Raw genomic sequence first — 15,779 nt, 5'->3', positions numbered from 1 at the left:
CGTCAGATGTGAGCGCCGCACCCGCGGCACCGGACAGCCATCGCCGAGTCCCCGTCAGGCGCGAGCCTGGGGAGCCGGGGACCCACCACGTCCCTGGGGTGAATCGGGCCTCCTCGCCAGAGGAAGCCCGTAGGAGACCTTCCTGCTCCGAACCCGTCAGCTAACCCGGTAGGCGAGAAGGAAGGAAAGGATCAGCCTCTTCATGGCGTTCACCCGTGCCACCGGGAAGCACCGTCGTCCGAGCCGTATGACCCGCCAGAGCGCGAACATCGCGGGCATCGCCACCCTCGCCACCGCAGGCGTCGTGGGCACGCTGAGCTCGCCGGCCTTCGCCGCCGCCGACACCGCGGCCGCGACGGTCGAGGACACCGGCCTCAACGCCATCGTCGTGGCCGACACCCTCGCCGCGCAGATCGACGCCCAGGCCCGGGCCCAGCAGCAGGCCGCCGACGCGGCCGCCGCCGAGGCGAAGGCCGCGGCCGAGGCGAAGAAGAGGGCCGAGGAGGCCAAGCGCAAGGCGGAGGCGAAGGCCAAGGCGGAGCGTGAGGCCAAGGAGCGCGCGGCCCGCGAGGCCGAGCGCAAGCGCCTGAACACCTATGTCTCCCCCGTCGCCGGCTCGTACGTCTCCACCGCCTACCAGGCGGGCGGCGCCGTCTGGTCCTCCGGCAGCCACACGGGCATCGACTTCCACGCGGCCTCCGGCACCTCGGTGCGCGCGGTGGGCACGGGCACCGTCGTCGAGGCCGGGTGGGGCGGCGCGTACGGCAACAACGTCGTGATCAAGATGAACGACGGCACCTACACCCAGTACGGCCACCTGTCCTCCCTCTCGGTCTCCGTCGGGCAGTCCGTCACCCCGGGGCAGCAGATCGGCCTCGCCGGCTCGACCGGCAACTCCACCGGGCCGCACCTCCACTTCGAGGCCCGGACGAGCCCGGAGTACGGGTCGGACATCGACCCGATCGGCTACCTGCGCTCGCACGGCGTCAACCTCTGACACCCGGAACCGACCGTTCCGTGAAGGCCCCGGCTGCTGTCGGGGCCTTCGGCGTTCTCCCGGCGTTCCGCGTCGCGCGCTCGGGCAGGGGATTCCGGCCAAAAGATATGCATGGATTCCCGGCCGCCATCGGAAATTCGCGCGCGCTGCAATAGAGTCGCAGAACAGGCGTCGTTCGACCGCGTTTCGCGGAGATTAAGGCGGAGGTCCGGTCATGCGCATTCCCGCGCACTCGGTATGCACGGCAATCCGCGACGACATCGTCTCCGGTGTCTTCGAACGCGGCAGCCGCCTCACCGAGGAGGTACTCGCCCGCCGTTACGGCGTCTCGCGCGTCCCCGTCCGCGAGGCTCTGCGCACCCTGGAGTCCGAGGGCTTCGTGGTCACCCGCCGGCACGCGGGCGCCTGCGTGGCCGAGCCCTCCGAGCAGGAGGCGGCCGACCTGCTGGAGATGCGGATGCTGCTCGAGCCCCTGGGTGCCGCGCGGGCAGCCCAGCGCCGGACCGAGGCGCACCTCAAGGTGCTGCGCGGTCTGGTACGCCTCGGCCAGGATCGGGCCCGTCGGGGACAGGGTGAGGACCTGCGCTCGCTGGGCGGCTGGTTCCACGAGACGCTGGCCCAGGCATCGGGCAGTCCCGGCCTCACGGCGCTGCTCACCCAGCTCCGGCACAAGATCGCCTGGATGTACGCGGTCGAGGCGCCCGTCCGCCCGCTGGAGTCCTGGGCCGAGCACGGCGCGATCGTGGACGCCGTGGCCCGCGGTGACGCGGAACGGGCCCGGGCGCTGACGGTGCAGCACTCGGAGCGGGTCGCCGCCGCGCACCGGCTGCGGCGCACCGAAAGGGTGAGGACTTCGCAACGTGCCGTAAACATCGCGAGCGCCCCCAATTAACAGATCCGCCGTATACAAAGAAAGGTTGATTCCCGGGGACTATTTCCGGCTGCCCGCATTTGATGACACGTACATAAGACGTGCAAAACAAGTGCGGTAAAAACGCCGGAGCCGCGGCTTCCCTTTCGGGTGCCGCGGCTCCGGCGTTACTGCGCCGGCCGGCTGTGGCCGGTACGGGTCAGACGGTCTCGGGAAGCTCTTCGAGCCCCTCGGCGACCAGCTTCGCGAGCCGGTCGAGAGCCGCGTCCGCGCCGTCGGCCTCGGAGGCGAGCACGATCTCCTCGCCGCCCTGGGCGCCGAGGCCGAGGACCGCGAGCATGGAGGCGGCGTTGACGGGGTTCCCCTCGGCCTTGGCGATCGTCACGGGGACGCCGGAGGCCGTCGCGGCGCGGACGAAGATCGAGGCGGGCCGGGCGTGCAGGCCTTCGGCCCAGCCGACGTTGACGCGGCGCTCAACCATGGTGATGCCCTTCAGGTCTTTACGGTTGTCTAGACCAGTCTCTCATGTGGTGCGGGGTGCTCGGGTTCCGGCCCGGGGTGGCAAACCGCCTGCCGTTCGGCTTCCCCAGACTGCCCCGCGCCACGCGCCGCCGCGACCCGTACTCTTTCCCCATGCAGCCCTCGCCGGCCCAGAACCTGCACCACGCCTACCCGGCCCACTGGGAAGCCGACGTAGTGCTGCGCGACGGCGGCACCGCGCGGATCAGGCCCATCACCACCGAGGACGCCGAACGCCTGGTCAGCTTCTACGAGCAGGTGTCGGACCAGTCGAAGTACTACCGCTTCTTCGCCCCCTATCCCAGGCTCTCGGACCGCGACGTCCACCGCTTCACCCATCACGACTACGTGGACCGGGTCGGCCTCGCGGCCACGGTCGGCGGCGAGTTCATCGCCACCGTCCGCTACGACCGGATCGACGCGGAGGGCAGGCCCGCATCGGCTCCGGCGGACGAGGCGGAGGTCGCGTTCCTCGTCCAGGACGCCCACCAGAGGCGCGGCGTCGCCTCCGCTCTCCTCGAACACATCGGTGCGGTCGCCCGTGAGCGCGGAATCCGGCGGTTCGTGGCCGAGGTGCTGCCCGCCAACACCAAAATGATCAAAGTGTTCACGGACGCCGGGTACACCCAGAAACGCAGCTTCGAGGACGGCTCCGTCCATCTCACCTTCGACCTCGAACCCACCGACCGGTCCCTCGCCGTGCAGCGCGCCCGTGAACAGCGCGCCGAAGCGCGCTCCGTGCAGCGCCTCCTGTCGCCCGGGGCGGTCGCCGTCATCGGCGCCGGCCGCGCGCCGGGCGGTGTCGGCCGGTCCGTCCTGCGCAACCTCGTCGGCTCCGGCTTCACCGGACGTACGTACGCCGTGAACCGCGCCCTCCCGGCCGGGGGCGGCACGCTCGACGGCGTCCCCGCGTACCGGTCCGTCGGTGAGATCGGCGAGCACGTCGACCTGGCTGTCGTGGCCGTCCCCGCCGAACGGGTGCCCGAGGCCGTGGCCGACTGCGGTGAGCACGGTGTGCAGGGCCTCGTCGTGCTGTCGGCCGGTTACGCGGAGAGCGGCGCCGAAGGCCGCGAGAGGCAGCGTGAACTGGTCCGCCAGGCCCGCTCGTACGGCATGCGCATCATCGGCCCGAACGCCTTCGGCATCATCAACACCGCGGACGACGTCCGGCTGAACGCCTCGCTGGCACCCGAGCTGCCCACGCCGGGCCGGATCGGCCTGTTCACCCAGTCCGGCGCGATCGGCATAGCCCTGCTGTCGGGGCTGCTGCGGCGCGGCGCCGGGCTGTCCACGTTCATCTCGGCGGGCAACCGCGCCGACGTCTCCGGCAACGACTTCCTGCAGTACTGGTACGAGGACCCCGCCACCGATGTGGCCCTGCTCTACCTTGAAACACTCGGCAACCCCCGCAAGTTCACCCGCCTCGCCCGGCGCACCTCCCTGGTCAAGCCGGTCGTCGTCGTCAAGGGCGGCCGGCACAGCGGCAGCGCCCCGCCCGGCCACGCGGTGCCGGTCACACGCATACCCGATGCGGCGGTCTCCGCCCTGCTGCGCCAGGCGGGTGTGATCCGGGTCGACACCGTCACGGAACTCGTGGACGTCGGGCTGATGCTGGCGGACCAGCCGCTGCCCGCCGGGCCACGGGTGGCGATCTTCGGGAACTCCGAATCGCTCGGTCTGCTCACGTACGACGCCTGCCTGACCGAAGGGCTGCGCCCCCTCCCGCCGCGCGACCTCACCACCGCCGCGACCCCGGCGGATTTCCGCGCAGCGCTGGCCGAGGCGCTCGCGGACGACGCGTGTGACGCGGTCGTGGTGACGGCGATCCCGTGGGTGGGGGAGAACGGCGCGATCGAGTCCGGCGACGGCGAGGTGCTGGCGGCGGCGCTGCGCGACGCGGCGGCGGACGCCCCGGCCAAGCCGGTCGCCGTGGTCCACGTGGAAATCGGCGGCCTGGCGGAGGCCCTGGCAGCAGCGACCAGCACGGCGACCCGGGCCGCGGCCCGAGTGGGCGAGGCGCCCTCCGCCCCGGACGGCCGGGAAGGCCGCGGCGGGCCGGTGCGACCGAGCACCGCCGAAGAGTCGAACGCCATGGCTCCCCGAGTCCCGGACGTCTCTGAGACCGGCGGGGTGTCGGGAGCCCCGGGCCACGGCCACGGAAAGGCCACCGATCCGGATGGCTCCGGGCCAGTCGCAGCCTCCGCAAGTCCGGCGCCGCAGGGCCTGGCGGCGTGGGCGAGGGGCCTCGGCGGTCTGGGGAGCCGGGCACAGGCCGGCATCTTCGGCAGAACGGGGAGTGGCTCTGAGCCGAGCACGACCGGCGCGGTGGGCGACGGCGCCGTACAGGCCGCGCCCGGCACCACGGACGCCGCGGCCCACGCCAGGGCCGGAGGCGTGGGCGACCGCACCGGCCCGCGGAAGGCGCCGGGCGGCGGGGGCGAACGCATACCCGCGTATCCCGCTGCCGAGCGGGCCGTCCGGGCGCTGGCCGAGGCCGTGCGGTATGCCCAGTGGCGGCGGGAGGCCGCCGAGCCCGGGCGGGTGCCCGAAGCGATCAACGACAGCATCGACGAGTCCGGCGCGGCCGCCCAGCTCGAGCGGCTGCTCGAGCCCGTGGTGGGGGAGCGCGGCATCGGCCTCCCGGCCGCCGATGCCCACCAGCTGCTGGCGCGGTACGGGATCTCCGTACTGCCGACCCTTCCCGCGCCCGGCCCGGATGCCGCCGTCGAGGCCGCCGCGCGCCTCGGCTACCCCGTCGCGCTCAAGACCACCGCGCCCCACCTGCGGCACCGTCCCGATCTCGGCGGTGTACGCCTCGACCTCACGACCGAGGAAGAACTGCGGCGCTCATACAGCGAGTTGACCGAAGCGCTCGGCAAGCCCGCGGAGCTGCAGCCCGTCGTACAGGCCATGGTCCCGCGCGGCGTGGACACGGTCGTACGGTCGGTGATCGACCCGGCGGCCGGCCCCGTGCTCTCCTTCGGGCTGGCCGGGGCGGCCTCCGAACTGCTGGGCGACACCGCCCACCGGCTCGTCCCGGCCACCGACCGGGACGCGGCGGAGTTGATCAGATCCATCCGGACCGCACCGCTCCTCTTCGGCTGGCGCGGCTCGGCACCCGTCGACACCTCGGCGCTCGAGGAACTGCTCCTCCGGGTGTCCCGGCTGGTGGACGACCACCCCGAGGTGATCGGCGTCGCCCTCGAGCCGGTGGTGGTCGCCACCCAGGGCCTGTCGGTGCTCGGCGCGACGGTACGGATCGCCCGGCCGCCGGCCAGAACCGATCTCGGCCCCCGCACACTCCCCAGCTACTGAGCCGGAGCCGCTGAGCCCGCCCACCCGAGCCTGCCCCAGGCCCCGCCCGCAGAGGCCACGCCCCGGCCCCGAGGCCGCCCATCGAGCGCGCCCGCCCAGCCCCCGCCAAGCGCCACCCACAGGGCGGCCTCCGCAGCCACCGGGCCCCCGTAGGATGGACCCCATGGCGAAGACCGGTACGACGACCCAGGGGCTGCGCGCGGCGATCGAGCGCAGCGGCTACTACCCGGCCCTAGTGGCCGAGGCGGTGGAGGCCGCTGTCGGCAGCGAACCCATTTCGTCGTACCTGGTGCACCAGGAGACCACCTTCGACTCCAACGAGGTGCGCCGCCACGTCACGGTTCTGGTCCTGACCGGGAACCGGTTCATCGTCAGCCACACCGACGAGCAGGCCGCCGACACGACTTCCCCCACGCCGTACGCCACGACCTCCACCGAGTCGGTCAAGCTGGCGAAGATCTCCTCCGTCGTGCTGAGCCGTGTCGTCGCCAACCCGGAGTCGTACACCCCGGGCACCCTGCCCCGCGAGGTCGTCCTCACCATCGGCTGGGGTGCCGTTTCCCGGCTCGACCTGGAGCCTGCCGCATGCGGTGACCCCAACTGCGAGGCCGACCACGGCTATACGGGCAACTCCACCGCGGACGACCTGAGCCTGCGGGTCAGCGAGGCCGGTGACGGCCCGGACACCGTGCGCCAGACGCTCGCGTTCGCCCAGGCTCTCTCCGAAGCGACCGCGGCGACCGGCCGCTGATGGTCCAGCCCGCCTGGCAGTACGACGAGAACGCCACGCCGCTCGCCCTCGACACCGCCCCCGTCCCGGAGTACGGCTCGGGCTCGCTCGCGGACCTGCTGCCCACCCTCGCCGCGGGCCAGGGCGTACCGGGCCTGGACGTCACCCTCACCGAACTCGCCCCCGCCGACCGGAACTGCGTCTTCCTGATCGACGGCCTCGGCTGGGAGCAGATCAAGGCGCATCCGGACGAGGCCCCGTACCTCACCGCACTGCTCGCGAGCTCCCGGGGCGGCACCGGACGCCCGATCACCGCGGGCTTCCCCGCCACCACGGCGACTTCGCTGGCCTCCGTCGGTACGGGCCTGCCGCCCGCCGCGCACGGCCTGCCCGGTTACACCGCCCGCAACCCGGAAACCGGCGAGCTGATGAATCAGCTCCGCTGGAAGCCGTGGACCGACCCGCACGTCTGGCAGCCGTACCCGACCGTCTTCCAGCTGGCCGACGCCGCCGGCGTGCACACCGCACAGGTGTCCTCGCCGACCTTCCAGCACACCCCGCTCACCAGGATCGCGCTCAGCGGCGGCGCGTTCCACGGCCGGCTCTCCGGCGAGGAGCGGATGGACCTGGCCGCAGAGCAACTGGCCATGGGAGACCGTTCGCTGGTCTACACGTACTACAGCGACGTCGACGGCAAGGGGCACCGCTTCGGGGTCGACTCCGACGCCTGGCGCGGTCAGGTGATGTACGTCGACCGGCTCGTCCAGCGCCTCGCAGAACAGCTCCCGCCCCGCGCGGCCCTCTATGTCACCGCCGACCACGGCATGATCGACATCCCGTTCGACGAGGAGTCGCGCATCGACTTCGACGAGGACTGGGAGCTGAAGGCCGGCGTGGCCCTGCTGGGCGGAGAGGGCCGGGCCCGCCATGTCTATGCCGTGCCGGGCGCCCACAACGACGTCCTCACGGTCTGGCGCGAGGTGCTGGGCGAGCAGTTCTGGGTGGCGAGCCGGGACGAGGCGATAGCGGCCGGCTGGTTCGGCCGGCCCGGCCAATGCGACGAGCGCGTGTACGGCAGGATCGGTGACGTCGTCGCCGCCGCTCACGCGGATGTGGTCATCACCGCCTCGCGGAACGAACCGCACGAGTCCCTGATGGTGGGGATGCACGGCTCGATGACCGCCGCGGAGCAGCTGGTTCCGCTACTCGAAGTACGTTCCTGACCTCCCTCGTCCGAACCGGTCCCGAAAGGCTGTCACTTCCCCATGCCCGAGCTGGTGTTCTTCTCCGGAACCATGGATTGCGGGAAGTCGACCCTGGCCCTCCAGATCGGGCACAACCGGTCCGCGAGAGGCTTGCAAGGTGTGATCTTCACGCGCGACGACCGGGCGGGGGAGGGGAAGCTCTCCTCGCGCCTCGGCTTGGTGACGGAGGCGGTTGAGGCAGCCCCAGGTATGGATCTGTATGCCTATCTGGTGGACCAGATGTCGCGGGGCAGCCGGGTGGACTATGTCATCGTGGACGAGGCGCAGTTCCTGGCGCCTGAGCAGATCGACCAGCTGGCTCGTGTCGTGGACGACCTGGAGCTGGATGTCTTTGCCTTCGGCATCACGACGGACTTCCGTACCAAGCTCTTCCCGGGCTCGCAGCGCCTGATCGAGTTGGCGGACCGGATCGAGACGCTCCAGGTGGAGGCGATGTGCTGGTGCGGCGCCCGGGCCACTCACAATGCGCGCACGGTGGGCGGCGAGATGGTCGTCGAGGGTGAGCAGGTCGTCGTGGGCGATGTCGACCGTCCGGCCGAGGAGATCGGCTACGAGGTCTTGTGCCGCCGTCACCATCGCCGGCGCATGACGAGCGCCACGGCCCATGCCGGTGCGCTCTCGCCCGACGTACTACCGGTCGCAGCCTCGTAACGCGCGTTCTCTTACGCGGAAGTCACGACCTCCTGTGCACAGACCGGCGCATTTTCTTGAGGTAGGCCGCGAGCGAGGCCCGGCCGGCGTTGGACAGCGCCAGGCCGGCCAGTGGCTCGGCGATCCCGCTGGAGCCGACGGCGAGGATGCGGCCCCAGCCGTGCTCCCGCATGCCGGGCAGGACACGTGCCACCAGGCGGTGTCGGACCAGCAGGCGCCGCGGCCGCCCGCGCCGCCGCCCTCTCCCCGGACGTCCTCCCGGTCGACCTGGGTCCGCGCGTCAGCGAGCCGTCCGGACGATCGTGAACACCGCGCCCTCCGCGTCGGCCACCAACGCCACGCGTCCGCTGCGTCCTTCCCGCGGTGGCTGGAGCACCTGTCCGCCGAGTTCGCCCACCCGCCGGGCGGCCTCGTCGGCATCGGTCACCTCGAAGTACGTCATCCAGTGCGCCCCCCGGTTCTTCGGGAGCGCCCGCCCGACTCCGTGCACCGAGGCGACCGGGCTGCCTTCCAGATGCAGCGTCACATAGTCGAAGTCGGCCGAGACGACCGCTTCGGACTCATAGCCGAACAAGGTCCCGTAGAACTTACCGACGGTAGTGGTCTCCCGCGTCACCAGCTCGTTCCACACGGGTGTGCCGGGTGCCCCCGCCACCATCGTGCCGGCGTGTGAGCCGGCCTGCCAGATGCCGAAGACGGCTCCGCCCGGGTCGGATCCGATGGCCAGCCGCCCCGCGTCGCCCGCCTGAAGCGGTCCCACCGCGACCGTTCCTCCGCAGCTCCGGATCGTTTCCGCAGTCAAGTCGGCGTCGTCCGTGGCGAGGTAGGTCGTCCAGGCGATCGGCAAGTGACGATCGGGCGGCAGTTCGCCGATGCCGGCGACCTCCTTGCCGTCGAGCAGCGCCCGCACGTACGGGCCCAGCTGCGTCGGCCCCGGCCGGAACTCCCAGCCGAACAGTGCTCCGTAGAAGTCCTGGGTCGCGGCAAGGTCGTGCACCATCAGGCTGACCCAGCAGGGTGTGCCTGGCGTGCGCCGAGTCACTGCCTCGGTCATCGTCACTCTCTCCTCGGACCATCGGGTGCCGTGCGCAGGAACCGGCGCGCGCCGTGGGACGTACACACTCCCCCGCCCAGATGCTTGCACCACCTGTCGCGCTCCGCGTCCCGGCCGCGCCGGATTGTGCGTGTTCCTGCGGGAGGTTGGCCGATTTGCGGGGGCTGTCCGCTCCGGAGCCGTTACCCGGGGGAGCGGGCACTGCGCGAGGATGGCACCTATGAACGCCATCATTTCCGCATCCGATCTTGCGATTGAGCTGGCCGGCCGGCGGCCGCCGACGCTGCTGGACGTCCGCTGGCAGCTGGCCGGGCCGAACCTCCGGCCCGAGTACGAGGAGGGACACATCCCCGGCGCCGTGTATGTGGATCTCGACAAGGAACTGGCGGGGCCGGCCGGTTCCGGTGGCCGGCATCCCCTTCCGGAAGTTCCCGCGTTCGGCGCGGCGATGCGCCGCGCCGGAGTCCGCGAGGACTCCGATGTCGTGGTGTACGACGGCGGGCAGGGCTGGGCGGCCGCGCGTGCCTGGTGGCTGCTGCGCTGGACCGGTCATCCGTCGGTACGGGTCCTGGACGGCGGCCTCGCCGCCTGGACGGCCGGCGGGGGAGCGCTGTCCGCCCGGCCTCCCGCACCTGCCGAGGGTGACTTCACGCCCGTACCCGGGGCGCTGCCGCTCCTCGACGCGGACGGGGCCGCGGCGCTGGCCCGGTCCGGCCTGCTGCTGGACGCGCGCGCGGCCGAGCGCTACCGCGGCGACGTGGAGCCGATCGACCGGGTCGGCGGGCACATCCCGGGTGCGGTGTCGGCGCCGACCAGCGAGAACGTGGGCGAAGACGGCCGGTTCCTGCCCGCGGGGGAACTCGCCGCACGCTTCACGAAGCTGGGGGCCCAGGGGCCGGGAGAGTCCGTGGAGGTCGGTGCCTACTGCGGTTCGGGCGTCTCCGGTGCGCACGAGGTACTGGCGCTGGCGATCGCGGGCATTCCCGCCGCGCTTTACGCGGGTTCCTGGTCCGAGTGGTCCGCGGACGAGTCCCGTCCGGTGGCCACGGGGCCCGACCCGCTCTGACCAGGGCGGCTCGAGCAGTCCATGCGCGCGGCGAGGGGCCCGCACGACTCGTGTACGGGCCCCTCGCCGCATCGGCTACTCCTGCTTCTTGCGCCGCGTACCGAAGACGATCTCGTCCCAGCTCGGCACGGCAGCCCGTCGTCCCGGCCGGACCCCGTCGGCTTCGGCCTGCCGGTCCGTGGTCCCGGTGAGCCGGTCCCGATGGCCGGCGACCGAGCGCGGCATCAGCACGTCCGCGTACGCCGATCCGGCCCCGGCGGAAGCGGCCGGCGCGGGTGGCTCCTCGGCCTCCGGTTCCGGCTCGTCCAGCGGCGGTTCCGGCAGGGCCGGACGCTCCGGGACGACCAGGTCGCCGCGGAAGCTCGGTACCGCCTCCAGAAGGCTGGTCAGCGAGTCCCGTTCCTCCTGCGGGTCCGCCGGCACGGCGGGGGAGGGGATGGAGGGCCGCTCCAGCTGCCGGTCGAGCGCGCGGTCCAGCGGCCGGTCCCTGGGCAGCCGGGCGATCCGCGGCACGAACGGGAAGCTTGGCTCGGGCGCGGCCGCCATGTCGTCGGACTCGCCGATCAGCGAGCGCGCCTCGTCGTCGACGGCCTGGACGAGCCGCCGGGGCGGGTCGTACGTCCAGCTCGCCGAGTGCGGCTCGCCCGCGACCCGGTAGACCAGCAGGACTTCCCAGGTGCCGTCGTCCCGGCGCCAGGAATCCCACTGGACGGTGTCCTTGTCGGCACCGCGCAGCAGCAGGCGCTCCTGCACCGACTCGCCGAGCTGCGGGCCGGTGTTCTCGCCGGGCCGGCGCACGGGCGTCTTGCGGGCCCGCTCGGCCATGAACGCACGCTCGGCCAGCACGGGGCCCTCGAAGCGGCGTACGCGGTCGACCGGGATGCCGGCGAGCTGGGCGACTTCCTCCGCCGAGGCACCTGCGCGTATGCGGGCCTGGATGTCGCGGGGGCGGAGGTGGCTCTCCACCTCGATCTCGATCTGGCCGAGGCGGGCGCGATCGTTGCGCACGGCCGCGCGCAGCCGTTCGTCGATCGGAAGCGTGTACTCCGTACTGTCCGCAGCCTTGAGCACCAGTCGTGTGCCGTCATTGGAGACGGCCACGACACGCAGTTCGGGCATGGGGACCTCCCGGGTGGTGCCTGCCGACGTCACGTGCGTCGCTGCTTCCGCTAGTCGAGTGTGGCCTGCCCGGGTGCAGCCTGCCACAACCTTGCCGAGTTGCCCGGCGTGTCGGGCGTGGGCCCTGGATCGCCGTTATGGCACGGTTACCTGTTTGCAACGGAAAGTGACGATTGGTCACTCTGTGCAGCAGGCGCCCGTGCGGTGCCGCGGCGCCGCCGGATCGAGTGCCACGTTCGGCCCCCTCCCTCAGGTCGGACATCCGTGAAGAAGACCGGCCCCAGGGCTCGCCACAGTACTCCATTCGGGCCACCTGGGTGGACCGGCACGCCGCCCGACTTTTCCGGAGGCCGGCTCACCCACGGTTGCTGACGGCCTCTCAGGCGCCCAGCACACGCCGCAGATAGTCGTTGCCGAAACGCCGCTCGGGGTCGAGCCGGTCCCGGAGCGCGGTGAACTCACCGAAGCGCGGGTACACATCGGCGAGGTACTCCGCATCCCGCGTGTGCACCTTGCCCCAGTGCGGCCGGCCGCCGTGCGCGGTCATAATCCGCTCGACCGCGGTGAAGTACGCCTGATAAGGCGTGCCCCGGTACATGTGAACGGCGATGTACGCGGTGTCCCGGCCGGAGGCCGTCGACAGCGTGATGTCGTCAGCAGGGGCGGTCCGTACCTCCACCGGGAAGCTGATCCGCAGATCCGAGCGCTCCACCGTCGCCTTCACCTCGCGCAGCGCCCCGACCGCGGCCTCACGCGGCAGGGCGTACTCCATTTCCATGAAGCGCACCCGGCGGGGGCTGGTGAAGACCTTGTACGCGGTGTCCGTGTACGTGCGGGCGGACAGTGCCCGGCTGGAGACCCTGGCGACGGCGGGAATCGTCGCGGGCACCGCTCGGCCCAGCGAACAGGCCACCTGGAAGAGGCCGTTCGAGAGGAACTCGTCCTCGATCCAGCCGGCGACCGGCGAAGGCGGGGCGGCCGGGCCCGCACTTCGGTTGTTCCGCTTGGTGTTGCAGTTGCCGGTGTGCGGGAACCAGTAGAACTCGAAGTGCTCGTTCTCCGCGACGTGGCTGTCGAATTCGTCGGTGACCCGGTCGAAGGCCATCGGCTCCTCGCGGGCGGTCAGCAGGAAGACCGGCTCCACGGCGAACGTGATCGCGCTGACGATGCCCAGCGCGCCGAGCCCGATCCTGGCCGCCGCGAAGAGGGCCGCTTCCTCGGCGGTCCCCTTCGCCGAACAGGTCAGCACCGACCCGTCGGCCGTCACCAGTTCGAGTGCCGTGATCTGCGCGGCGATCGAGGCCGAGTCGCGGCCGGTGCCGTGAGTGCCGGTGCTGGTCGCCCCCGCGACCGTCTGCTCCATGATGTCGCCCATGTTCGTGAGCGACAGGCCCTCCCGGGCCAGCGCCACGTTCAGCCGTTTCAGCGGGGTGCCCGCCTCGACCGTCACCCTGCCGGCCCTGCGGTCGATGTCGCGGATACCGGTGAGCAGATCGGGCCGTACGAGAAGACCGTCGGTCGCGGCGGTCGCGGTGAAGGAGTGGCCGCTGCCGACTGCCTTCACCCGGAGCCCGTCCTCGGCGGCCCTGCGGACGGCTTCGCTCAGTTCCTCGACCGAGGCCGGGGAAACCTCCCGTACCGGACGGGCGGTTATGTTCCCCGCCCAGTTACGCCACGTACTCTTCGTCCCGCTCATCCCGTTCGTCACGCTCATCGATCCCCTCCGGTTTCACCGGCGCGCTGAGCCGGCGGTACCCCAGGAACGCCACCGCGGCCGCGAGCACTCCCGCCGCCGCCGAGACCAGGTACCCGGCGTCCGCCCCGGCGGCATCGATCACCCAGCCGGCAGCCGATGAGCCGAGCGCGATCCCGACCGCGAGCCCGGTGCCCACCCAGGTCATGCCCTCGGTCAGATTCGCGCGTGGCACGTGCTGCTCGATCAGGCCCATGGTGGTCACCATCGTCGGTGCGACGGCAAGGCCCGCGACAAAGAGCGCCACGGCCAGGAACGGCAGGCTCCCGGCCAGTTGGAGGGGGATCATACTCACGGCCATCGCACAGACGCCCAGCAGCCACCTGCGCTCGCTCGACCCCTTCAGATGCAGCAGCCCGAAGACCACCCCCGCCAGGCAGGAGCCGAGCGCGTACACGGCCAGCACCACGCTCGCCGCCGCCTTGTGGCCCTGCTCCTCGGCGAAGGCCACGGTCACCACGTCGATCGACCCGAAGATCGTGCCCGTGGCCACGAACGTGGCCACCAGCACCTGGAGGCCGGGGGAGCGCAGCGCCGACCCACCGGTGTGGTGCTCCTTCGGCTGCGGCACCGGTTCGGTGGACCGCTGAGCGGTCAGCATGTAGACCCCCACCAGCAGGCAGAGGCCGGCGACCAGGGGGCCCGCCTCGGGGAACCACACGGTGGAGAGCCCGATCGCGGCGATCGGACCGAAGATGAAGCAGGCCTCGTCGATGACGGACTCGAAGGCGTAAGCGGTGTGCAGTTCGCGGGGTGAGCCCCGGTAGATCTCCGCCCAGCGGGCCCGGACCATCGATCCGACGCTCGGCACGCAGCCGACACCCGCCGAGAATACGAACAGGGTCCAGTCCGGCAGGTCCTGCTGCGCGCAGACCAGCAGTCCCGCCACGGCCGTGACCGAGACCAGGGTGGCGGGGCGCAGCACCCGGCGCTGACCGTGCCGGTCCACCAGCCGGGATATCTGCGGGCCGAGGGCGGCGGCGGAGAGGGCCACCGTGGCCGACAGGGCGCCCGCGAGCCCGTACCGCCCAGTGAGCTGCGAAATCATCGTCACGATGCCGATGCCCATCATCGACAGGGGCATCCGGCCGATGAAGCCGGCGGCGGAGAACGCCTTGGCGCCGGGGGCGGCGAAGATCGCGCGGTAGGGACTGGGCAAGAGACGCTCCGGTAAGGGATGTGGGCGACCTATAGAGCTTACGTCCGCAGGGGCGGCGGCGAATACCTCGATCGGCCGGGACCGTGGCGGGTCATCGACCGTCAGGGGCGGGTGGCAGGATCGGAGGCATGCCCGATCAGCTCGATGCAGCTCCTTACGACGCCCTCCTGCTGCTGTCCTTCGGCGGCCCCGAAGGCCCGGACGACGTGGTCCCGTTCCTGGAGAACGTCACCCGTGGCCGAGGCATCCCGCGCGAGCGGCTCAAGGAGGTGGGTCAGCACTACTACCTATTCGGCGGGGTCAGCCCGATCAACGCCCAGAACCGGCAGCTGCTGGACGCCCTCCGCGAGGACTTCGCCGAACACGGCCTGGATCTGCCGGTCTACTGGGGCAACCGCAACTGGGCGCCCTATCTGACCGACACGCTGCGCGAGATGGTCGCGGACGGCCGCAGACGCATCGCAGTACTCGCGACCAGCGCGTACGCCTCCTACTCCGGCTGCCGGCAATACCGCGAGAACCTCGCGGACGCGCTCGCCACGCTCCAGGCCGAGGGACTGGAGCTGCCGCGGGTCGACAAGCTGCGGCACTACTTCAACCACCCGGGATTCGTCCGCCCGATGGTCGACGGAGTGCTCGCCTCGCTGGCGGCGCTGCCCGAGGACGTACGGGCCGGCGCGCACCTCGCCTTCACCACCCACTCCATCCCGCAGTCGGCGGCCGACACCTCCGGCCCGGCCGACGAGCACACGGCGAACGGGCAGGGCGGTGCGTACGTCGCTCAGCACCTGGACGTCGCCCGGGTCATCGCCGACGAGGTCCGTGCCGAGACCGGCATCGAGCACCCCTGGCAGCTCGTCTACCAGTCGCGCAGCGGCGCCCCGCACATCCCGTGGCTGGAGCCCGACATCTGCGACCACCTCGAAGCGCTGCACGGCGCCGGCGCACCCGCTGTGGTGATGGTCCCCATCGGCTTCGTCTCGGACCACATGGAGGTCCTGTACGACCTCGACACCGAGGCCACCGCCAAGGCTGCCGAGCTCGGTCTGCCCGTCGCCCGCTCGGCCACCGTCGGTGCCGACCCGCGTTTCGCCGGGGCGGTACGGGATCTGCTGCTGGAGCGTGCTGCCGGTGAGCGGGGGCGTACGCCGGAGCGCTGCGCGCTGGGGACGCTCGGCCCGAGCCACGACCTCTGTCCGGCCGGCTGCTGCCCGGCCCGCGCGCCCCGGCCCGCCGCGGCGGGCGCCGACAGCAACCACGCCGGAGAAGTCTGATGACGA

Annotated in this window: 14 protein-coding genes and 1 riboswitch; of the genes, 8 read left to right on the top strand and 6 right to left on the bottom strand. The window is 71.9% G+C overall.

Annotated elements, in window-relative coordinates:
- The first annotated feature begins 31 nt into the window (after positions 1-31).
- Positions 32-190, top strand: a riboswitch (cyclic di-AMP (ydaO/yuaA leader).
- A 12-nt stretch (positions 191-202) separates the two neighbouring features.
- Positions 203-997 carry a M23 family metallopeptidase gene (locus AB0M62_RS13515; protein WP_366074325.1) on the top strand — a complete coding sequence of 265 codons (795 nt, stop codon included), beginning with the start codon at positions 203-205 and terminating at the stop codon, positions 995-997.
- A gap of 214 nt (positions 998-1,211) precedes the next feature.
- Positions 1,212-1,889: a GntR family transcriptional regulator gene (locus AB0M62_RS13510; protein WP_366074324.1), complete on the top strand. Its 678-nt coding sequence runs from the start codon at positions 1,212-1,214 to the stop codon at positions 1,887-1,889.
- 178 nt (positions 1,890-2,067) lie between these two features.
- Here AB0M62_RS13510 and AB0M62_RS13505 read toward each other — a convergent pair whose 3' ends face one another.
- Positions 2,068-2,349, bottom strand: coding sequence for an HPr family phosphocarrier protein (locus AB0M62_RS13505; protein ID WP_366074323.1), 282 nt, complete (start codon positions 2,347-2,349; stop codon positions 2,068-2,070).
- Between the two features lie 152 nt (positions 2,350-2,501).
- Here AB0M62_RS13505 and AB0M62_RS13500 point away from each other — a divergent pair, with 152 nt between their 5' ends.
- The 4 genes from AB0M62_RS13500 to AB0M62_RS13485 all read left to right on the top strand — a co-directional run bounded on the left by AB0M62_RS13500 (position 2,502) and on the right by AB0M62_RS13485 (position 8,348).
- A complete protein-coding gene (locus AB0M62_RS13500) occupies positions 2,502-5,702 on the top strand; it encodes a GNAT family N-acetyltransferase (protein ID WP_366074322.1) in 3,201 nt (1,066 codons plus the stop codon).
- 154 nt (positions 5,703-5,856) lie between these two features.
- The gene (locus tag AB0M62_RS13495; protein ID WP_254371373.1) at positions 5,857-6,453 is read left to right on the top strand and encodes a DUF5998 family protein; all 597 of its coding nucleotides are present in this window, start codon (positions 5,857-5,859) and stop codon (positions 6,451-6,453) included.
- On the top strand, positions 6,453-7,655 hold the full coding sequence (locus AB0M62_RS13490; protein ID WP_366074321.1) for a nucleotide pyrophosphatase/phosphodiesterase family protein: 1,203 nt from the start codon (positions 6,453-6,455) through the stop codon (positions 7,653-7,655). The genes AB0M62_RS13495 and AB0M62_RS13490 overlap by 1 nt, the downstream gene beginning before the upstream one ends.
- Before the next feature lie 42 nt (positions 7,656-7,697).
- Entirely contained in the window at positions 7,698-8,348 is a 651-nt protein-coding gene (locus AB0M62_RS13485) for a thymidine kinase (protein ID WP_366074320.1), read from the top strand.
- A gap of 22 nt (positions 8,349-8,370) precedes the next feature.
- On the opposite strand, the gene AB0M62_RS13480 is transcribed toward AB0M62_RS13485, so the two are convergent.
- Both AB0M62_RS13480 and AB0M62_RS13475 read right to left on the bottom strand, forming a co-directional pair.
- Entirely contained in the window at positions 8,371-8,520 is a 150-nt protein-coding gene (locus tag AB0M62_RS13480; protein ID WP_366074319.1) for a hypothetical protein, read from the bottom strand.
- Between the two features lie 108 nt (positions 8,521-8,628).
- Positions 8,629-9,402: a VOC family protein gene (locus tag AB0M62_RS13475; protein WP_366074318.1), complete on the bottom strand. Its 774-nt coding sequence runs from the start codon at positions 9,400-9,402 to the stop codon at positions 8,629-8,631.
- A 220-nt stretch (positions 9,403-9,622) separates the two neighbouring features.
- Between AB0M62_RS13475 and AB0M62_RS13470 the strand changes: the two genes are divergently transcribed.
- Positions 9,623-10,468 (top strand): sulfurtransferase, encoded by an 846-nt coding sequence (locus tag AB0M62_RS13470; protein WP_366074317.1) that lies wholly within the window; start codon positions 9,623-9,625, stop codon positions 10,466-10,468.
- A gap of 75 nt (positions 10,469-10,543) precedes the next feature.
- Here AB0M62_RS13470 and sepH read toward each other — a convergent pair whose 3' ends face one another.
- From sepH to AB0M62_RS13455, 3 genes are all read right to left on the bottom strand, one after another.
- On the bottom strand, positions 10,544-11,587 hold the full coding sequence (gene sepH / locus AB0M62_RS13465) for a septation protein SepH (protein WP_366074316.1): 1,044 nt from the start codon (positions 11,585-11,587) through the stop codon (positions 10,544-10,546).
- Between the two features lie 379 nt (positions 11,588-11,966).
- Complete coding sequence (locus tag AB0M62_RS13460; protein ID WP_366074315.1) at positions 11,967-13,301, bottom strand: D-arabinono-1,4-lactone oxidase; 1,335 nt, start codon at positions 13,299-13,301, stop codon at positions 11,967-11,969.
- Positions 13,255-14,499, bottom strand: a complete 1,245-nt coding sequence (locus AB0M62_RS13455) for an MFS transporter (RefSeq protein ID WP_366074314.1) — start codon at positions 14,497-14,499, stop codon at positions 13,255-13,257. The genes AB0M62_RS13460 and AB0M62_RS13455 overlap by 47 nt, the downstream gene beginning before the upstream one ends.
- A 128-nt stretch (positions 14,500-14,627) precedes the next feature.
- Here AB0M62_RS13455 and AB0M62_RS13450 point away from each other — a divergent pair, with 128 nt between their 5' ends.
- Complete coding sequence (locus tag AB0M62_RS13450) at positions 14,628-15,773, top strand: ferrochelatase (protein ID WP_366074313.1); 1,146 nt, start codon at positions 14,628-14,630, stop codon at positions 15,771-15,773.
- The last annotated feature ends 6 nt before the right edge of the window (positions 15,774-15,779 follow it).

The organism is Streptomyces sp. NPDC051219 (assembly GCF_040682335.1).
GTDB lineage: Bacteria > Actinomycetota > Actinomycetes > Streptomycetales > Streptomycetaceae > Streptomyces.
Note: the sequence above shows the minus strand (reverse complement) of the source record. Positions and strands in the feature narration are given on the sequence as shown.

Coding starts and splice junctions, on each gene's coding strand:
- AB0M62_RS13485 (WP_366074320.1), top strand. CDS start 7,698: ATGCCCGAGCTGGTGTTCTTCTCCGGAACCATGGATTGCGGGAAGTCG.
- AB0M62_RS13515 (WP_366074325.1), top strand. CDS start 203: ATGGCGTTCACCCGTGCCACCGGGAAGCACCGTCGTCCGAGCCGTATG.
- AB0M62_RS13480 (WP_366074319.1), bottom strand. CDS start 8,520: ATGCGGGAGCACGGCTGGGGCCGCATCCTCGCCGTCGGCTCCAGCGGG.
- AB0M62_RS13495 (WP_254371373.1), top strand. CDS start 5,857: ATGGACCCCATGGCGAAGACCGGTACGACGACCCAGGGGCTGCGCGCG.
- AB0M62_RS13475 (WP_366074318.1), bottom strand. CDS start 9,402: ATGACCGAGGCAGTGACTCGGCGCACGCCAGGCACACCCTGCTGGGTC.
- AB0M62_RS13450 (WP_366074313.1), top strand. CDS start 14,628: ATGCCCGATCAGCTCGATGCAGCTCCTTACGACGCCCTCCTGCTGCTG.
- AB0M62_RS13500 (WP_366074322.1), top strand. CDS start 2,502: ATGCAGCCCTCGCCGGCCCAGAACCTGCACCACGCCTACCCGGCCCAC.
- AB0M62_RS13490 (WP_366074321.1), top strand. CDS start 6,453: ATGGTCCAGCCCGCCTGGCAGTACGACGAGAACGCCACGCCGCTCGCC.
- sepH (WP_366074316.1), bottom strand. CDS start 11,587: ATGCCCGAACTGCGTGTCGTGGCCGTCTCCAATGACGGCACACGACTG.
- AB0M62_RS13505 (WP_366074323.1), bottom strand. CDS start 2,349: ATGGTTGAGCGCCGCGTCAACGTCGGCTGGGCCGAAGGCCTGCACGCC.
- AB0M62_RS13470 (WP_366074317.1), top strand. CDS start 9,623: ATGAACGCCATCATTTCCGCATCCGATCTTGCGATTGAGCTGGCCGGC.
- AB0M62_RS13460 (WP_366074315.1), bottom strand. CDS start 13,301: ATGAGCGTGACGAACGGGATGAGCGGGACGAAGAGTACGTGGCGTAAC.
- AB0M62_RS13510 (WP_366074324.1), top strand. CDS start 1,212: ATGCGCATTCCCGCGCACTCGGTATGCACGGCAATCCGCGACGACATC.